13 protein-coding genes are annotated in these 17,494 nt (G+C 51.1%); 6 read left to right on the forward strand and 7 right to left on the reverse strand.

Annotation, left to right across the window (positions count from 1 at the left end; translation table 11 throughout):
• Positions 1-86 precede the first annotated feature (86 nt).
• The 3 genes from ACCI51_RS05445 to ACCI51_RS05455 form a co-directional block, all read right to left on the reverse strand.
• Entirely contained in the window at positions 87-1,589 is a 1,503-nt protein-coding gene (locus ACCI51_RS05445) for a S8 family serine peptidase (protein WP_371842877.1), read from the reverse strand.
• A 330-nt stretch (positions 1,590-1,919) separates the two neighbouring features.
• On the reverse strand, positions 1,920-4,739 hold the full coding sequence (locus tag ACCI51_RS05450) for a M16 family metallopeptidase (protein WP_371842878.1): 2,820 nt from the start codon (positions 4,737-4,739) through the stop codon (positions 1,920-1,922).
• A gap of 277 nt (positions 4,740-5,016) precedes the next feature.
• Entirely contained in the window at positions 5,017-5,415 is a 399-nt protein-coding gene (locus ACCI51_RS05455; protein ID WP_299585470.1) for a globin, read from the reverse strand.
• Positions 5,416-5,879: 464 nt separating this feature from the next.
• On the opposite strand from ACCI51_RS05455, the gene ACCI51_RS05460 reads away from it, so the two are divergent.
• The 4 genes from ACCI51_RS05460 to ACCI51_RS05475 all read left to right on the forward strand — a co-directional run bounded on the left by ACCI51_RS05460 (position 5,880) and on the right by ACCI51_RS05475 (position 10,936).
• Positions 5,880-7,043, forward strand: a complete 1,164-nt coding sequence (locus ACCI51_RS05460) for a phosphoglycerate kinase (RefSeq protein ID WP_371842879.1) — start codon at positions 5,880-5,882, stop codon at positions 7,041-7,043.
• A gap of 86 nt (positions 7,044-7,129) precedes the next feature.
• Positions 7,130-8,194 carry a class II fructose-bisphosphate aldolase gene (fba, locus tag ACCI51_RS05465; RefSeq protein ID WP_299585466.1) on the forward strand — a complete coding sequence of 355 codons (1,065 nt, stop codon included), beginning with the start codon at positions 7,130-7,132 and terminating at the stop codon, positions 8,192-8,194.
• 120 nt (positions 8,195-8,314) lie between these two features.
• Complete coding sequence (locus tag ACCI51_RS05470) at positions 8,315-9,295, forward strand: alpha/beta hydrolase (protein ID WP_371842880.1); 981 nt, start codon at positions 8,315-8,317, stop codon at positions 9,293-9,295.
• 1,260 nt (positions 9,296-10,555) lie between these two features.
• A complete protein-coding gene (locus ACCI51_RS05475) occupies positions 10,556-10,936 on the forward strand; it encodes a VOC family protein (protein WP_299581247.1) in 381 nt (126 codons plus the stop codon).
• A gap of 65 nt (positions 10,937-11,001) precedes the next feature.
• Here ACCI51_RS05475 and ACCI51_RS05480 read toward each other — a convergent pair whose 3' ends face one another.
• The 4 genes from ACCI51_RS05480 to serA form a co-directional block, all read right to left on the reverse strand.
• Positions 11,002-11,457 (reverse strand): cupin domain-containing protein, encoded by a 456-nt coding sequence (locus ACCI51_RS05480; protein WP_299581250.1) that lies wholly within the window; start codon positions 11,455-11,457, stop codon positions 11,002-11,004.
• A gap of 150 nt (positions 11,458-11,607) precedes the next feature.
• Entirely contained in the window at positions 11,608-11,922 is a 315-nt protein-coding gene (locus ACCI51_RS05485) for an MBL fold metallo-hydrolase (protein ID WP_371842881.1), read from the reverse strand.
• Between the two features lie 630 nt (positions 11,923-12,552).
• The gene (gene rarD / locus ACCI51_RS05490) at positions 12,553-13,461 is read right to left on the reverse strand and encodes an EamA family transporter RarD (RefSeq protein ID WP_371842882.1); all 909 of its coding nucleotides are present in this window, start codon (positions 13,459-13,461) and stop codon (positions 12,553-12,555) included.
• Positions 13,462-13,742: 281 nt separating this feature from the next.
• Positions 13,743-14,990: a phosphoglycerate dehydrogenase gene (gene serA / locus ACCI51_RS05495; protein ID WP_299581259.1), complete on the reverse strand. Its 1,248-nt coding sequence runs from the start codon at positions 14,988-14,990 to the stop codon at positions 13,743-13,745.
• Between the two features lie 149 nt (positions 14,991-15,139).
• Here serA and ACCI51_RS05500 point away from each other — a divergent pair, with 149 nt between their 5' ends.
• Positions 15,140-15,802 carry a fumarylacetoacetate hydrolase family protein gene (locus ACCI51_RS05500; protein ID WP_371842883.1) on the forward strand — a complete coding sequence of 221 codons (663 nt, stop codon included), beginning with the start codon at positions 15,140-15,142 and terminating at the stop codon, positions 15,800-15,802.
• 162 nt (positions 15,803-15,964) lie between these two features.
• Complete coding sequence (locus tag ACCI51_RS05505; RefSeq protein ID WP_371842884.1) at positions 15,965-17,473, forward strand: aldehyde dehydrogenase; 1,509 nt, start codon at positions 15,965-15,967, stop codon at positions 17,471-17,473.
• Positions 17,474-17,494 lie beyond the last annotated feature (21 nt).

The raw sequence follows: 17,494 nt of genomic DNA on the forward strand, positions 1-17,494 counted from the left end.
GAGAGTTTGCCACGCGTACCGGGCGCAATTGCCCGGTACGCGACGGGTAGTGAGCGCTGGCTCTCTACCCGCGGATGACAGTGCTGTTAAATGGAGCCGGTGCAACCGTTGGCAGCCAGATAGTCAAAAGCTGCTTTGGCTTGAACCAGCCCATGACCATAGGCATTGTCGCGGCCTGTTTCTCCAAGATCTTCTGCCGTAGCCTTTAAGGCTGCGCGGACCTCAGAGTTACTGCAGTTGGGGAAGTGGCTCCATACCAGGGCGGCCGCGCCGGCAACATGGGGTGTCGCCATGGAGGTACCATTAAAGTAGGCATAATCCATCGCCTCTGTCTCAATGGTGGCACTGGCGCCCAGTTGCGACAGTAGGGCATTGCCACCGGTATCGGAGATGCCTACGGAGGGAATATGTGTTGCCACACTTCCGTGAGTACCGAACAGTAGTCCGGGTTCGTTGTTGTAGATAATCGCGCCAATGCCGCCCCCGGCCTCACAGTTCAGCACTTTTTCCGCAAAGCTGATGTTCCCGCGTTGAATTAGGCAGATTTTACCGGCCGCGCTCACGCATGCAGATTCGGCGGTGTCACAGTTCTCCAGCGCTCCACTGATCGCTGCGATGGGAGTACCTGTTATGGCCGCCGCTTCGACCTCAGCGCCGGCTACTTCTAAGGTAGCAGCCTGGCCACTGCCAGTAGGAATGGAGGAGAGTACCTGAACCCCTGGTCCGGCCAGCTCAACTTGATTTGTTTTTTGAGAGAAGCCAGCGACTTTTTTGTCACTGTCGATGGCGGCTACGGAGACAACGGAATTGTAAGAGGCGGGGTAATTATGGCGAGTATTACCATCGTTACCCGCTGCGGCAATTGAGAGAATGCCGCGTTGATTGAGATTGTCGAAGCCGCGTCTCTCGAAGAAGTTGGCCCGATCGCCCCCCAGGCTCATATTGATTACATTGGCGCCATTGGCCGCACACTCTTCCGCAGCGGCGATTAGCGAAGAGGAATAAGCCCAGCCATCAGCGCCAAAGACTTTGACGATATGCAGGTTAATATTACTGCTGGGCATTACCCCTACAACACCTGCGTCGTTATTCATTGCGGCGATGGTGCCGGCCACATGGGTGCCGTGACCATTTTGATCCTCGTACCAGTTACCGGCACCATCGGGATCGCTACTACCGGTAACCGCATTACCGGAGAGGTCCTCGTGGGCCAAATCGTAACCGGAGTCAATAATACATACGGTGCGGTTACCTGCCTGAAGGTCACTGAGTTGGTCTGCTTGTACCATGGGAATACCGTACGGCATTTCCTGGGATAGGGGGTAGCGTTTCAAATCTTCTTCGATAAAAGCAACATTTGGATTCCTGCGCATTGCCATTAGCGCCTTTGCCGGCAGGTGGGCGGCCATGGCATTGTGGTTGCGAATTTCAAGGGCTTTGCGCCCTCCATTTTGTTGCAGCAGAGATCCGACCATCTCCCCCTTGCCTTCCTTAAAGGTGACAATATAGCGTTTGTCTTCGGCAGTGGCCGTGGCTGCAAGGCTAAAAGCCAGGGCGCTGCTGGCAAAGATTGAAAGGACCTTTTTCATACGTTACTCCTTAACAGATGTTATTTTATTTTTTTGAGGAGGATAAAATCCCTTCAGGAAGTAAATCCCGCCCCTCCCCGTTGGGGAAAATAACAATGTTTTAGTTTTAGAGAAATAAAAAACACTGTTTTTATTTAAGAAATTACAGAATTACATCTTTATAAAAAATTGGCGGTTTTTTCATTGAGAGGTTGTGGCGCGCAATCGTTTCTGTATGGCGGGCGTTCAATTTAGAAGGGAAAATATATAAAGTCTTACTTGGGGGTAATCTATTGGGTATTAGACAAACCCCAGACGTTTGGTGAAACGCCTGGGTTTGTTTAATAGTGTTTAATTAATGCTTGTTTTTTCGATGGGCTGCCCAGCGTGGTTGAGTTCAATGATTGGGCCAATATTAAGTGCGCTAATTCCCGCCTCAATTTTTCGTTTGTCGCCCACAATTACCCAGGTAAATTGTTCGGGTTTTATCGTATTTAGGGCCATTTTGTGAATGGTGGGTAGGTCTATATTGTGGATTGTATTTGCATAGCTATCCATGTAGTCCAGAGGGCGGTCGTAAGTAATCATGCCTGAGATTGCGCTGGATACCGCTTTAATCGTTTCGAAACTGCCTGGTAATTCATTAATTCGTTTCTCTTTGATTTTTTGCAGCTCACTTTCCTGCGCAGGTTTGGTACTGATATAGGCGCGTAACTCGGTGTATAGCTCGACCAGGGATTCACTGGTTTTGTCGGTCTGTACTGGGGCATAAATCATCAACGGTTGCTGCCCCTTGGCGCCCGTCATAAAGGAATAGGCGCCATAAGCCCAGTGTTTATCTTCGCGTAGGTTCATATTGAGGCGCGCGGTAAAAGTTCCGCCGAAGATATCATTCATCATATGCAGCGCATCGCGCTCGACGATTTTCTCTGAGGGCGCCAGCAGTCCGCCAATAATGATACTTTGTTCGGCTCCGGGTTTATCGATCAGGTAGATATTGGCTTGCTGGGGGTGGGCTACCTCGGTGAGTTTTTTCTGGAGAAGTGGATGCTCAGGTGCTGCCCAGTCGGCAAAGTGCTTTTCCAGTTTTTGTGTTAACGCTTCCAAGGTGATGTCACCGACGGCAATCAGAGTGGCATTGTCAGGGCGCAGCCAAGTTTGGTGGTAACCCACGAGATCATCGCGGTTGAGGGATTGTATCGAGGCTTCGGTCCCGGACCCGGTGAATGGCACACTGTAAGCGTGGCCCTCACCATAGAGCAGTGGGGGCAAGCTGCGCAGCGCCATTTGCACTGGGCGGGTTTTTTCTTGCTGAATATCTGCGATCCAGCGCGTTCGCTTGCGCTCTATTTCATCCTCAGAAAAGGCTGGGTGCATAACGATGTCGGCGAATAGCGCTACGGAATCGTCGAGATTGTTTTTTAGTGTATTGAGGCTAACCGTAGAGGTATCGATATCCGCACTTGCGCTGATACGCGCTCCCAGCATTTCCTCTCTAGCGCTAATCTCCAGCGCATCCCATTTATTCGTGCCCTCTTTAAGCATGGACATGGCGTAGCTGGAGGTGCCCAGTTTGTTACCCTGGTCGGCCGCATAACCGGCATCAAACTGTAGCTGAATATCCACAATCGGAACCGCGTGGCGTTCCGCCAGCACCACTCTCAGTCCATTGGATAGCTTTGTGGTTTGTAGCTTGGGGAAAGGCACGCTAGGGAAAGTGCCTGTTTCAGGGAGTTTGGAGCGGTCAGCTCCACTTTTCGCGACGCTGTATTCGGGGAAGGGGAGCACCTCGAGGTTGTAATCACCGCTGGATAGCCATTTCCGTGCAGCCGCTCGCACTTGCTCGGCGGTGATTTTTTGCTTATCACCCAAGGCATCCAAATAGGCATTGGGGTTATTCAGGTAGAGCTCACCGCGGGCGAGTAGGACCCCTTTGCCGCTCCAGCCGCCCACCTGCTCAAGGTTGCGCACGAGAGCAGCGTATTCATTCATATTAACGCGGGCTAATTCATCCGCAGAAGGGCCCTCTTTGAGGAAGCGTTGTAATTCCTCTTTAATTGCTGCTTCAACCTCGGCAAGTTTCACTCCCGGCTTGGCGTCGGCAGTAATGGGGAATATGGAGGAGAGTTCGAACTCATGCAGCCCAACGCTGACGTTGGTGGCTATTTGATCCCTATAAACAAGGCGCTCATAGAGGCGTGAATTCTTGCCATCGCCGAGTATTGAGGCAGCCAGAGCAATCGCTTTGGCATCTTTGTGGGCAAGGTTGGGGGTATTCCAGACTTTATAAAGGCGGGGTTGGGCAACACGGTCAAACATCTGTTCGCGGGTGGATTGCTCCCGCTTGGCAATCCAGGCTTTTTTCTTGATTAAGGGTGGCCCGGCGGGGATGTCTCCAAAGTAATGGTTTACCTTATCTTTGGCAGTTTCTACATCGATATCACCAGCCAGTACCAGCACGGTATTGGCGGCGCCATAGTACTGTTTAAACCATTCATGCACGTCCTCAATAGTTGCGGCATTGAGGTCTTCCATAGACCCTATAGTGGTCCAGGAGTAGGGGTGGCCTGCGGGAAATATCGCTTTTTGCATGCGCTCCCAGACCTTGCCGTAGGGCTGATTTTGTCCCTGGCGTTTTTCGTTTTGTACAACGCCGCGTTGCACATCGAGTTTTTCCCGGGTGATAACTCCGAGCAAGTGCCCCATTCGATCGGATTCCATCCACAGGGCCATATCGAGGGCGTTTTTTGGTACGGTTTCGAAATAGTTTGTGCGGTCCAGCCAAGTGGTGCCATTCATTCCGGTTGCACCAGCTCGCTCAAAAGGTTTGAAATATTCGTCGTTGTAATTTTCCGATCCGTTAAACATCAAGTGCTCAAATAAATGGGCAAAGCCGGTGCGCCCTGGCTTTTCATCTTTGGAGCCCACGTGATACCAAACACCGACAGAAACAATCGGGGCCTTGTGATCCTCATGAACGATAACGCGAAGACCATTTGGCAAAGTGAACTTTTCGTAATCAATAGAAAGTGGGGCTTTGGTATTGGCCGTTGAGATTAAAGTGGAATCGGTTTCATTTTGTGAGCGTTTTCGATCTAACGGCGCTTCACCGCAGGCGGATATCGCCAGAGACAGTGCTAGAAGCAAGCTGTACTTTCGTACTGGTTTCATAGGAGGTCCTTGTCAATTAATCCATAGTTCTGGCGTTCGATCAGGCTCTATCCAGAGAGAACCAGCAATGTGAACTGCCCGTTATGAATGTCCGTAAAGACATTCGCCTTTTGCGAGTTGCCATTCCTTTTCGAGCATTACCTGGGACCATAATTCCAAGTTATATCTCATAGGTTTAATTTGGCTGTACTGAAAAGGTTTTATATAGATTGAAGGAGCACATGGCAAACACATGGGTTTGTGCGCGTCAGGCTCCCTCTAATGTTTGGCAGGATGCTCAGTAGGCCTGACGAATGATATCAATGCCGGGGGTAATGGCACGGTTCCAGGCGGCCTCGACTTCCGGGGAAAATTGGCTGTCGTGCTGTCGCAGAGTGGCCATCAGGGCATCCAGCCACAGGCGGTACCACTCCGGTCGGATATTGTAGCCCGTGCGGTCGTGGCTCTTGCCCAGAGCGCGTAGTTTGGTATCGGACATACCGCGGGCGTAAAGCACCAGTTGCATAATGCCATTGCGCAGTAGGTGGCGCTGGGCTTTCATATCCGTATTGGCGAACAGTTCGCGGATATCAGCGGAGCTACCCATAAACCGATCGTAAAAATCCTTAAAAAAATCCTCGCTGTTACAGCAGCGCCCGTAACTTTGAAAAACAATATCGCTATCCGATGGTTCCATACGTAAGAGACCTCCTTAGTCAATCCGTCGGTGCCGTGGCACTTTTCCGGTCTTGTCGAGTTGTGCTTTTGGGGAAGGGGCCGCGATTCTAGCGGTGTGGTATTTATGCGAAAAGAACTTTTGTATCAATGAGTTATACAAGGAGAGGGTGTGGCCGGGCTGTTGCTCACCAAGCAGTCACGCTCGAGGGGGAATAACCAAGTGGCACATAAGTCTCTAAGGCCCGACTGGATAACGATGCTGCACAGCATGCCGTCGGTTTATGCGGGTAGTAGGGGTTGAAGTTGGCATTTGGTGTCCGCGGCCGTACTCGATGAACTACAGCGATCTGAACGCCCAGCTTTCTCAGTTTTTATCGCTGAGTCTGCCAAGTTTTTCCTTGTTTCCTGTCGGCAGCAGTGCAGCGCAGTTGATATACTCCGCGCCCATATTTTCAGTTAATCGAAGTAGAAGAGGATTGGTGAATGGCGGTCAAATTGATGACAGATCTGGAGCTTGCGGGTAAGCGCCTACTAATTCGCGAGGACCTGAATGTACCGGTAAAAGACGGCCGGGTAACCTCTGACGCCCGTATCCGTGCGGCACTTCCCACTATCCAGGCCGCCATTGATGCAGGTGCGAAAGTGCTATTGATGTCCCACCTGGGGCGTCCCACCGAAGGTGAATATGCCGAGGAATTCTCCCTGGCTCCCGTAGCGGCCCACCTGGGGCAACTGCTCGGTCGCGAAGTGGCTCTGATCAGGGAGTGGCGCGATGGGGTAGCGCTTGCGGATGGCGCGGTAGCTCTGCTTGAAAACGTGCGTTTCAATGAGGGCGAGAAGAAAGATAGCGAAGACCTGGCGAAGGCCTATGCGGCACTGTGCGATGTGTTCGTGATGGATGCCTTCGGTACCGCCCACCGGGCCCAGGCCTCTACGCACGGTGTGGCCAAGTTCGCACCGCAGGCTTGCGCCGGCCCCCTGCTTGCCACCGAGCTGGATGCCTTGAAAAAAGCTCTGGCAGAGCCGGCGCGTCCACTGGTTGCGATTGTCGGCGGCTCCAAGGTTTCCACCAAGCTCACCGTTCTTGAGAGCCTGGCAGACAAAGTGGATCAGTTGATCGTGGGCGGCGGTATTGCCAATACTTTCCTCGCCGCCAGCGGCAAACCGGTGGGTAAGTCCCTGTGTGAGCACGATTTGCTCGACACCGCCAAGAGCCTGATGCAGAAGTGCGATATTCCGGTGCCTGTTGATGTGGTGACGGGTAAGGAATTTAGCGAGACCGCTGCAGCCGAAACCAAGTCGGCTGATGCGGTGACCGAAGACGATATGATTTTTGATATCGGCCCTCAATCTTCCGAGAAATTGGCAGAAATTCTGAAAGACGCCAAAACCATTATCTGGAATGGCCCGGTGGGGGTGTTCGAGTTCGACCAGTTTGGTGCGGGCACTGAGCATCTGTCCAAGGCCATCGCCGGCAGCGATGCTTTCTCCATCGCCGGTGGCGGTGACACCCTTGCCGCTGTGGATAAATATGGCATCGCCGATAAGGTGTCCTATATTTCCACTGGCGGCGGCGCCTTCCTGGAATATGTTGAGGGCAAGAAACTACCGGCCGTTGCGATTCTTGAGTCCCGCGCCGACGATTAAATATCGAATAATGCTCTCCGCTAACCGCGGAGAGTGATAAAAGCAAAAAATACAAATACGACGAGTAGACGAGAAAGGAATTTATTATGGCTCTTATCAGCCTGCGCCAATTGCTGGACCACGCCGCCGAGTATGGCTACGGTGTGCCGGCATTTAACGTGAACAACCTGGAGCAGATGCGCGCGATTATGGAGGCGGCCAAAGAGACCGACTCGCCAGTAATCGTGCAGGCTTCCGCCGGTGCGCGTAAATACGCCGGTGCGCCTTTTCTGCGCCACCTGATCCTCGCCGCAATCGAGGAGTTTCCGGAGATTCCGGTGGTGATGCACCAGGACCACGGTACCAGCCCCGCCGTGTGCCAGCGCTCAATCCAGCTGGGTTTCAGTTCGGTAATGATGGACGGTTCCTTGAAAGATGACGGCAAGACGCCGGCTTCCTACGAGTACAACGTTGAGGTTACCCAGCGCGCAGTGGACATGGCCCACGCCTGTGGTGTTTCCGTTGAGGGTGAACTGGGCTGTCTGGGTTCCCTGGAAACCGGTATGGCCGGAGAAGAAGACGGTGTTGGCGCCGAAGGTAAGCTGTCCCATGATCAGCTGCTGACCGATCCGGAAGAAGCTGCGGACTTCGTACAAAAAACCAAAGTGGATGCTCTAGCAATCGCCTGTGGTACCAGCCACGGTGCTTACAAATTCACCCGCCCACCAACCGGTGATATTCTCGCTATTGATCGCATCAAGGAGATTCACGCTCGTATCCCAGGCACCCACCTGGTGATGCACGGGTCCTCCTCTGTACCTCAGGAGTGGTTGGCGGTAATCAATGAGTTCGGTGGTGAAATCCCCGAAACTTACGGTGTACCGGTAGAGCAAATTTGTGAAGGCATCAAATACGGTGTGCGCAAGGTCAATATCGATACCGATCTGCGCCTCGCCTCAACCGGTGCAACCCGTCGCTTCCTGGCCGAGAATCCGTCCGAATTCGATCCGCGCAAGTTTTATAAAGCCGCCCAGATGGCAATGAAGGATATCTGTGTAGCGCGCTATGAAGCCTTTGGTACTGCGGGTCAAGCGAGCAAGATTCGTCCTCTTAGCCTTGACGCTATGAGTCAGCGGTATGCTGCGGGGGAGCTGGAGCCGCAAATTAAGTAAGTGGTTACTGTCTTTTAGCCGTATGAAAGGCGGGCCTGGGGCCCGCCTTTTTGTATTTTAAAGTACCTTTGCCTCACCCTGTCCCTTCCCCCTCGGCAAAAATGCAGTACCATTGGTTCAATGGAAACTTTGCAAGACATTAGCACTTACGAAAACAGCCCGGTGATTCAGCGCCCGGACTACTCGGCCCTGCGCCAGAAATTGCCGCAACTCGACTTTGCCAACGATGCGGCACCGCTGTTGACCGAGATGCAAGATTATCGAAATTTTTACGACTTGCACTTCCCCCTTTCCTATAAAACCGGGGTCGGCACTTTTAATGCAGCGGGCTTTGAGCTGGTATCTCAATATTGGTTAGTGGAAAACCCTCGCGGCACCTTGTTTATTTGTCACGGCTATTTCGATCATACCGGTATTTATGGTCCGGCGATCCGCTTTGGGCTAGAGCGCAATCTCAATGTGGTGATTTTTGACTTCCCCGGCCATGGCCTTTCCAGTGGAGAGCGGGTCGCCATCCAGACTTTCCTGCAATACCGTCAGGTATTTGACCGGCTTTTGTCTGTAGCTGAAGGCAAGTTACCCAAGCCCTGGCACGCCTTGGGACAGAGCACTGGTGGCGCAGCTTTACTGGCGCACCTGCAGTTCAGTCGCCGGCAACCACTGGATAAGGTTTTTCTACTGGCTCCATTGGTGCGCCCGGCCAACTGGCATCTGGTTAAGTGGAAGTATTATCTGGGGCGCCTGTTTATTAGCGAACCCAGTCGCGAATTCACCATCAATACGCACGATGCCGAGTTTTCCCGGCGGCAGGCCCTACGTGATCCTCTGCAGTCCAGGGTGATTTCCATGTGCTGGCTCGGTGCTATGGTGGACTGGATCAAGACCTTTCCCAAGACCGCGCGCAATCCCCGAAAAATATTGGTGGTGCAAGGTACTGGTGATGGTACGGTCGATTGGCGTTACGACATGCGGGCTATCCGCGACCGCTTTCCGCACTGTCATAGAGTTTTGATTCGCGGTGCCCGTCACCAGATGATCAATGAAACCCAGCCCTATCGGCATCAGATACTGGCTGCTTTGGATGACTGGTTGAATAAGTAGGTTGTTAGAGTCTCTTATTTTCCCTCGTTACGCGATACTTCTTATCGTCGATATTCTTATACAATAAAATCAAAAAGTCTTATTTTTTCTCAAAGGTGAGCATGTTTGCCATTGGCAAGTTTCTCTCTTATGGGGGAGCAATGAGTATTATTGGCTCATAGTTCTTTATCAAAAGTTCGCTCAATGATCCGGGCTAAATTGGCGCTCGATAAATGCGCTTGTAGCCCTGATTTCAATCAATTTATTGTGTTTCTATTTAAATGGAAGCTGTCTAGGTGGCCCTATATACAAGATTGCTGCAAACGATCCTGTGATGGTGATTTCGGTGATCAATCAAAGGCTTGCAAATATTGTATTCTTGCTATATCGATGACTACCTTCTTTTATCAAAAGTAAAATGCTAAGAAAGTCAGAGGAATTAGAAATATAGCAAAAGTTAGCAAGGATATAAAAGGTCCGATTAGCATCCTTGGATCAAAGCCCATTGATAGCTGGTTAATCAATGCCCAGACATTCAGTTCGATACGGAAAAACCAAGCAGCACTCATAACCAGCCTAAGGCCCCGGCATTTATCTCGAGAAAAAATTTCCTAAGATGGCACTGCGTAGGGTCAATGCAGGAAATGCCAGAATGAGTTAAGATGCTGAAATAAAATAAATCCCCTGGAAAGATTATTTATGGGGAATCTTTGGCTTAGGTATAAATCTGTGGTTCTCATTAATAGCGCGGATGCCGGATAGATTTGCCCGCTTCAATGATAAATTCATGGAAGGCGTTTGCGAACGTCTGATGAAAATTTTATGTTTGCACAAATTACTCTGGCCCCCACAAACTATAAGTGAGCGAGAGGGGCTAGATTTCGAACAGTGTCGCCTTTGATTGACCCTATAGACAACTGATCCCATCGTGACCAGTTATCTTAAAAAATCGGATGTGGGTGAAGAATTTCTCGCATTATTTTGATCGGGGCTCTTCATGTAAAGATCGTATTTAATGATTGATTAATTTGATTTTATCAATAATTTACTGATTTTGAAATCTATGCGAATGAGGTAAGTCACTCTATAGGGATAGTGATAAAGTGCAAGAAGGTGGTTACGAATGGCGGTATGCGCGGATGAAATACTCTTTGGTCCTAGTAATATTAGGTTCTTTGGTAGAGGCATCTACTAGAGAATGTTGTTGCAGAAGATAATTAAAGCTGTGACTATGTGCTTGGCTGGATTGTCGCCGAGAAACTGACAAAATTGGAGGGTGAAATGTTTAGTCATATTATGGTTGGTACTAATGATATTCAGCGGTCCAAAGCGTTTTACGATGCTGTTTTAGGTGTTCTGGGTTATGAGCCTAGTGTTATGGATGAGAAGGGCCGCTGTTTTTACTTTTCTCAATCCGGTGTTTTTGCTATCTCGAAGCCTATCGATGGTGAATTGGCTACTCACGCCAATGGTGGCACTATTGGTTTTAGTGCGAAGAGTATTGAAGAAGCAGATGCCTGGCACCAAGCGGGCATTGACAATGGAGGTGTGGCCTGTGAAGACCCTCCGGGAATTCGTGAGGGGGTTGCTGGTAGAATGTATATAGCTTATCTGCGCGATCCTGCAGGCAATAAAATCTGTGCCCTCCACAGAGTTAAGTAAGTAATCTGATGGATCTAGTATCCACAGCCAGTCTTGTTGGGCCGGCTGTGGAGTATTTTTATTGTTTATTGTAATTTCTCGTCTGGATTTTTGAATATGGTGGTTGGCTCTCCCTCGGGGCCAGAATAAAAAAGAACAATAATCACCGGGTCCTTGCCGTCATTGCGCCCATAATGCCATTTGTTTGTGACCTCAATAAAAGCCTTTCCCTCTCCCAGGGTGAGTGTTTCTTTTTGTCCTGGGAGTACGATGGTAAGTGTGCCTTTTTCGATGTACACACCGTTTAAAACTGGGTGTTTATGTACTGGCATTTGTTTGCCGGGAGGGATCGTTACCCGAACGATAGTCAACTCCTGCTGGCCGGGCCTCATTTCGGGAAGCTTATGTCCCTCCCAATCCTTACTGGAAGCCACCAGTGTTTCGAATTTTACCGCACCTATATCAGTTTGACTTTCCGCATTGTAAGTGAAGGTTAAAAATAGGGTAAAGAATATAAAATTGTTTGAAATACGCATAATCATCCTTTCCTGTATCTAATCTGATGTTGACCAATTAATAGGGGCTAATTGTCCTCAACTCTTTTTGGACGGTTTTTCTGATCTGTCCTTGCTTTGCATCACAAACCAAGACGCATTAATCACCATTGCCTGGTCTTCAAAATGATCGGAATGTCAGTGGTTAATAAATATTGGATTCACTTGCGCCAAGTTAAGGCCCAGCTGGCCGATGCGTGCTGTCGCACCTTCTCCTGCATCAACAAGGAATAATTTTCCACTACTGCGTATTACTACACAGGCGGGGTGGCGCAGCCATTGATAGGCAGGGTCGGGAGTGCCAGTGCTGCAAAAATAGATATGCAGCTTTCCATCATCTTTCACGTATGGCGGATAGTGCTTGAGAGATTCAGGTTGTTCCGCTCTGATCAGGGTACTAGTCAATAAGGAAAATAGTGTGACAAGGAACCCTTTGGCGAATAATGAGGACATATTTATCGGCCGGCAAGGATAGAACGTCTCTAAAGCCTATGACTGGATTCTGGAAAATTCCACATTAATTTGGATGAATAACGCACCCTCCGCTGTTGATTAAAATCAAAGAAACCCATGACACGTATTGAAAAAATCAGGTTGGTTTAAGAATGGAAAAAAGCAAAATTTAGTGTTTGGGGGGTAAGGGTGTGGAAGGAGTAAAGCCAGGATTTAGACATAAATGGTTGTCTGTAAAGTGGAGCCTGATATTGGGGTTTTCATTTTTAGGAGAGTTACTTGTTAAAATTCTAGAGTGCAAAGGCAGTCTCCATAGGTCGCATGTAAGGATAGGGGAATGGATAGGGCCATCTCGATAACCTAAAGGTCCCAGAGGGACAGGGATTTCGGTAACTTTCTGGGCCAGCGTTTCAACAGACAATAAAATAAGAGCGCCACTTATCCAGCTGAATCTGGGCAGGAGTGTTCAGAGCAGAGTGGCGACCGATACTGTGAATAATTTCTGCCTGTTTGGGAACGGCAAGATAGAGATAGAGTGGGATAAACACTGGTCGATGGCGGTATTTATTCCTTGTTGTAACCGCCATCTTTGCAACGTTGAGAAGAGGAGACTGCTTGCAGATTAACGCATTAGAGTGTGGCCTTGCCCTGCAGGTGCAGTTTGCGTTTTTGTGCCAGGGCATCTATGGAGTAGAGCGCCAAGCCCAACCATACAAACATAAAGGTGGTGAGTTTGCCCTCGCTGAATGGTTCTCCCAATGCCTGGGTGGCCACTACCAGCATGAGTGATGGACCTATGTATTGTAGGAACCCCAAACTGGATAGGTTGAGTCTGCGTGCGGCGATAGTAAACAGCAGCAGCGGGATTAGGGTGATTGGACCGGCCAGAACCAGCAGGCCGTTTAGTTCCCAGCTATTGCTTAACAGGTTGCTGGTAGGACTGTCGCTCCAAACGAGGTAAATCAGGGCCACTGGCAGCATATACAGGATTTCGATGGTGAGGCCGGTCAGGCTATCTACAGGTGCGCGCTTGCGTACCAGCCCATAGAGGGCAAAAGTACCGGCAACGAATAGGGCGATTACGGGCACACGGCCAAATTGCCAAAGCTCGTAGGCGATTCCTATTGATGCCAAAGCGACGGCCAGCCATTGCAGACGCCGCAATTTCTCGCCAAGGAATAGTACGCCTAAGATAATGTTGATCAGTGGATTAATGTAGTAGCCGAGGCTTCCATCTAGCAGGTGGCCATTGTTAATAGCCCAGATAAAGACCAACCAATTGCTTCCAATTAGCGCTGTCGTAAGAGCGAGCATACGCATCTTCTTACCATCTTGCAGAGTAGCGATAAGGTCGGGTAGCTTGCGTATAAAAAGTAGGATGATCAGTGCTAGTCCCAGCGACCAAATACTGCGATGCGCGAGAATCTCCGCTGCGGGCATATCCTGTAACTGGTTAAAGTAGAGAGGCGCCAACCCCCAAATGAGAAAGGCGACGACGCCGGCAAGCAAGCCGGTAGTGGCGGAATCGTTATTACGCAAGGGAGCACCTGCTGAGGAAAACGAAGTATAGGATTGGGCTCGACACACGGGGATTGGGTGCGAGGCCGAGCCAACAGAAGTAGAAGTCGCTATTGTAGAAGTGCCCGCCAGTGGGGATCAATACCCTTGTCGATCAGTCGATCAGTCGATCAGTCGATCAGTCGATCAGTCGATCAGTCGATCAGTCGATCAGTTGAGGATAGGCAGGAGGTACGGGCTCCATGTGGAATTAATACCTCCTGCGCTGTGCCTCCTCCTGTAGCGGAGGAGGCTGAGGCGGTTTAAAAGAGTACGCGGCAGCGCAGAGTGCCGGGGATGTTCTTCAGCTTCTCCAAAGCCAGGTCCGAGTAAGCCGCATCCACATCAATCACCACATAACCCAGTGTCTCATTGGTCTGCAGGTACTGGGCGGAAATATTGATAGTGTTTTCGGAAAACACCTGGTTGATGGCACCCAATACACCGGGTACGTTTTTGTGGATATGCAGGAGACGGTGTGTACCGGCGTGGCCCGGTAGAGCAACTTCGGGGAAGTTGACCGAACTGGTCGTAGTGCCGTTATCGGAATAATGCGCTAGCTTTTCCGCCACCTCGGTGCCGATATTTTCCTGTGCCTCCATGGTGGAGCCCCCAACATGCGGGGTGAGCAGGGCATTGTCGATGCCGCGCAGGGGCGAGACGAATTCGTCGTCATTGCCGCGTGGCTCTGTCGGAAACACATCGATAGCGGCGCCGGCCAAGTGTTTGCGCTTCAGCGCATCTGCCAGGGCATCGATATCCACCACAGTGCCACGGGAGGCGTTCAAAAGGATTGCGCCAGGTTTCATCTGCGCGATCTGCTCGGTGCCGATCATCATCTTCGTGGAGGGCAGCTCGGGCACATGCAGGGAAATCACGTCGCACTTGCGCAGCAATTCCTCCAGAGAGCCTACCTGGCTGGCATTGCCCAGCGGCAACTTGGTGATGACATCATAAAATTTCACCCGCATACCAATGGCTTCCGCCATCACCGATACCTGCGAGCCGATGGCACCATAGCCGATAATACCCAGAGTCTTGCCGCGCGCCTCGAAAGAACCAGCGGCAGATTTTAACCAGCCGCCGCGATGACATACGGTATTTTTCTCGGGGATACCGCGCAGCATAAAAATAGTTTCGGCAATGATCAGCTCGGCCACACTGCGGGTATTGGAATAGGGGGCGTTAAATACAGCTATCCCCAGCTCTGTAGCCGCTTGCAGATCCACCTGATTGGTGCCGATACAGAAGCAGCCAACAGCGATCAGCTTGGAGGCGTTCTCCAGCACCTTACGGGTTAGCTGGGTGCGTGAGCGAATACCAATAAAGTGGGCGTCTGCAATTTTTTCGATCAATTGCTCTTCTGGTAGTGAAGTTTTTAGGTACTCCACATTGGTGTAACCGCGGGATGCCAGCAGATCGATGGCGGATTGATGTACACCTTCCAGTAGCAGGATACGAATCTTGTCTTTATGCAGGGATTTTTTTTGATCGGGATTGTGCGGAGCCATAAACTATCTCTTCACTGAGTGCGAATAACGCGATGTAAAAAGTGCTTTATCACTTCAAGAGGTGCCGAAGCCAGGCGAAGGCGCGATCATAGCACATGCTGGTTATAACACTTTATACGAAATTTCTATCCTAACTATCTTGTTTATTTATGTACCTACACCAATTTACCTGTGGCACCGAAATCCCTTTTCAGCTGGGTAAGATTCTCTGTGTTGGGCGAAACTATGCCGACCATGCGGCAGAGTTGAACAACCCGGTGCCGGAAGAACCTCTGTTATTTATCAAGCCATCTACCGCGGCGGTTGATATGGCCAAGCCTATTCACTTGCCCACAGGGCATGGCAGCTGTCACTTTGAAGGAGAGTTGGCACTGCTTATCGGTGAAAAACTCACTAATGCCAATGCCACTGAAGTAGCTCCTGCAATCGCCGGTTTGGGTCTTTCTTTAGATCTGACCCTGCGCGATTTACAGGCTGAACTTAAAAAAGTGGGACACCCCTGGGAGAAAGCCAAGGGGTTCGACAACTCCTGTCCCCTTTCGCCGTTCGTCAAGCTGGACTGGCTGCCGGACTGGGACAAGCTCAGCTATTCCCTTTGGCTCAACGACGAGTTGCGTCAGCGCGGTAAGACGGAACATATGCTCACCCCAATTCTCGATCTGGTGGCTTATATCAGCAGCTACTTCACCCTCGAGCCCGGTGATGTGGTGCTGACGGGGACCCCCGCCGGTGTTGGTGAGTTGCAGCACGGTGACAAGCTGATGATGCAGTTACAAGGGGATTGGCTGCAGGTGAATACTGAGGTCGCCTAATTCCGGTCGGCAGCAGATCATTTCTTCCGGATAGTTCTGACCTGTACTTGCGAATCCGCCGCCAGAGCTAGCTATCGCCCCCATGCGTATGTAATCCCTTTGATTTGTGATCACATTTTAGATATAACCCAGAGAAACCAACAGTTTCAAATGAGGTGCGCCATGACAGAGAAAAATAATATTCCGCAAACCCTGCAGGAGTGGCAGGCCCTGGCGGCCTCCCTCAAAATTGAAGGCCGCGCCTTTATCAATGGCGATTATGTCGATGCGCTTTCCGGTGAAACCCGCGCTACCTATAGCCCTGCCGATGGGAAAGAACTGGCTCAAATCGCCAGTTGTGGCCCACAGGATGCGGATTTGGCGGTGCGCGTCGCGCGCGAGGCCTTTGAGTCTGGGGCCTGGTCAAAAATGCCGCCAATGAAGCGCAAGCAGATTATGGTGCGTTTTGCCGAGTTGATCGAAGAGCATCGAGTGGAAATTGCCCTGCTGGAAAGCCTCGATGCGGGCAAGCCTATTGGTGACACCATGGCCGTGGATGTTCCCGGCGCCGCGACCACGATTCGCTGGAGCGGTGAAGCTATCGATAAGATCTACGATGAAGTGGCGCCCACCGGGCCCGGTGAGCTAGGCCTGGTCACCCGTATGCCACTGGGTGTGGTCGCGGCGATTGTGCCCTGGAACTTTCCCCTGTCCACCACAGCCTGGAAGTTGGGCCCGGCCTTGGCAACTGGCAACAGCGTAATTCTCAAGCCCGCGTCCAATACTCCGCTTACCGCAATCAAACTGGCGGGCCTGGCTAAGCAAGCGGGTTTACCCGATGGTGTGTTCAATGTACTGCCGGGGCCCGGTAGCAGCCTGGGTAAGGCGCTGGGCCTGCATATGGATATTGACTGCCTCACTTTCACCGGCTCCACCGAGGTGGGCAAGACCCTTACCGAATACTCCGGCCAGTCGAACCTGAAGCGCACGTTCTTAGAGCTGGGTGGCAAGAGCCCCAATATTGTTTTTGCCGATGCGGACCTGGACAAGGCTGCCGATGCCGCAGCGCTGGCTATCTTTTACAACCAGGGGGAGACCTGCACTGCCGGTTCACGCCTGCTGGTTGAGAAGGGTATCACCGATGAGTTTATTCAAAAGGTGCGCAAGGCCGCCGAGCGCTTCCAGCCCGGCCATCCTCAGGACCCGAATACTGCAATGGGCGCGTTGATTGACCGCAGTCAGTTCGACACCGTCGAATTCTATGTCGCCAAGGGTCTGGAGCAAGGCGCTCAGCTGGTCTGTGGTGGCAAGCCCGTGGACGAGGTGACTGGGGGCTATTACTACGAACCCACCATTTTCCGTGGGGTGCGCGGTGATATGACCATCGCCCGTGAGGAAATCTTCGGTCCGGTGTTGTCGGTCATCGAATTTGAGACCGAAGAGGAGGCGCTCGCTATCGCCAACGATTCCATCTATGGCCTGGCTGCGGGTATCTGGACCAATAACTTGGGCCGCGCCCACCGTATGGCACGCGATATTTACGCGGGCTCGGTGTGGGTTAATAACTACTTTGGCGGAGATATCACCGTACCATTCGGTGGTTTCAAGCAGTCCGGAAATGGCCGAGACAAGTCTCTACATGCCCTGGATAAGTACTGTGAGCTGAAGTCTACTTGGATCGATCTGGGCTAAATACCCCTTAGTATAGATTAC

The sequence above is a fragment of the Microbulbifer echini genome, from assembly GCF_041447225.1.
Lineage (GTDB): Bacteria > Pseudomonadota > Gammaproteobacteria > Pseudomonadales > Cellvibrionaceae > Microbulbifer > Microbulbifer echini.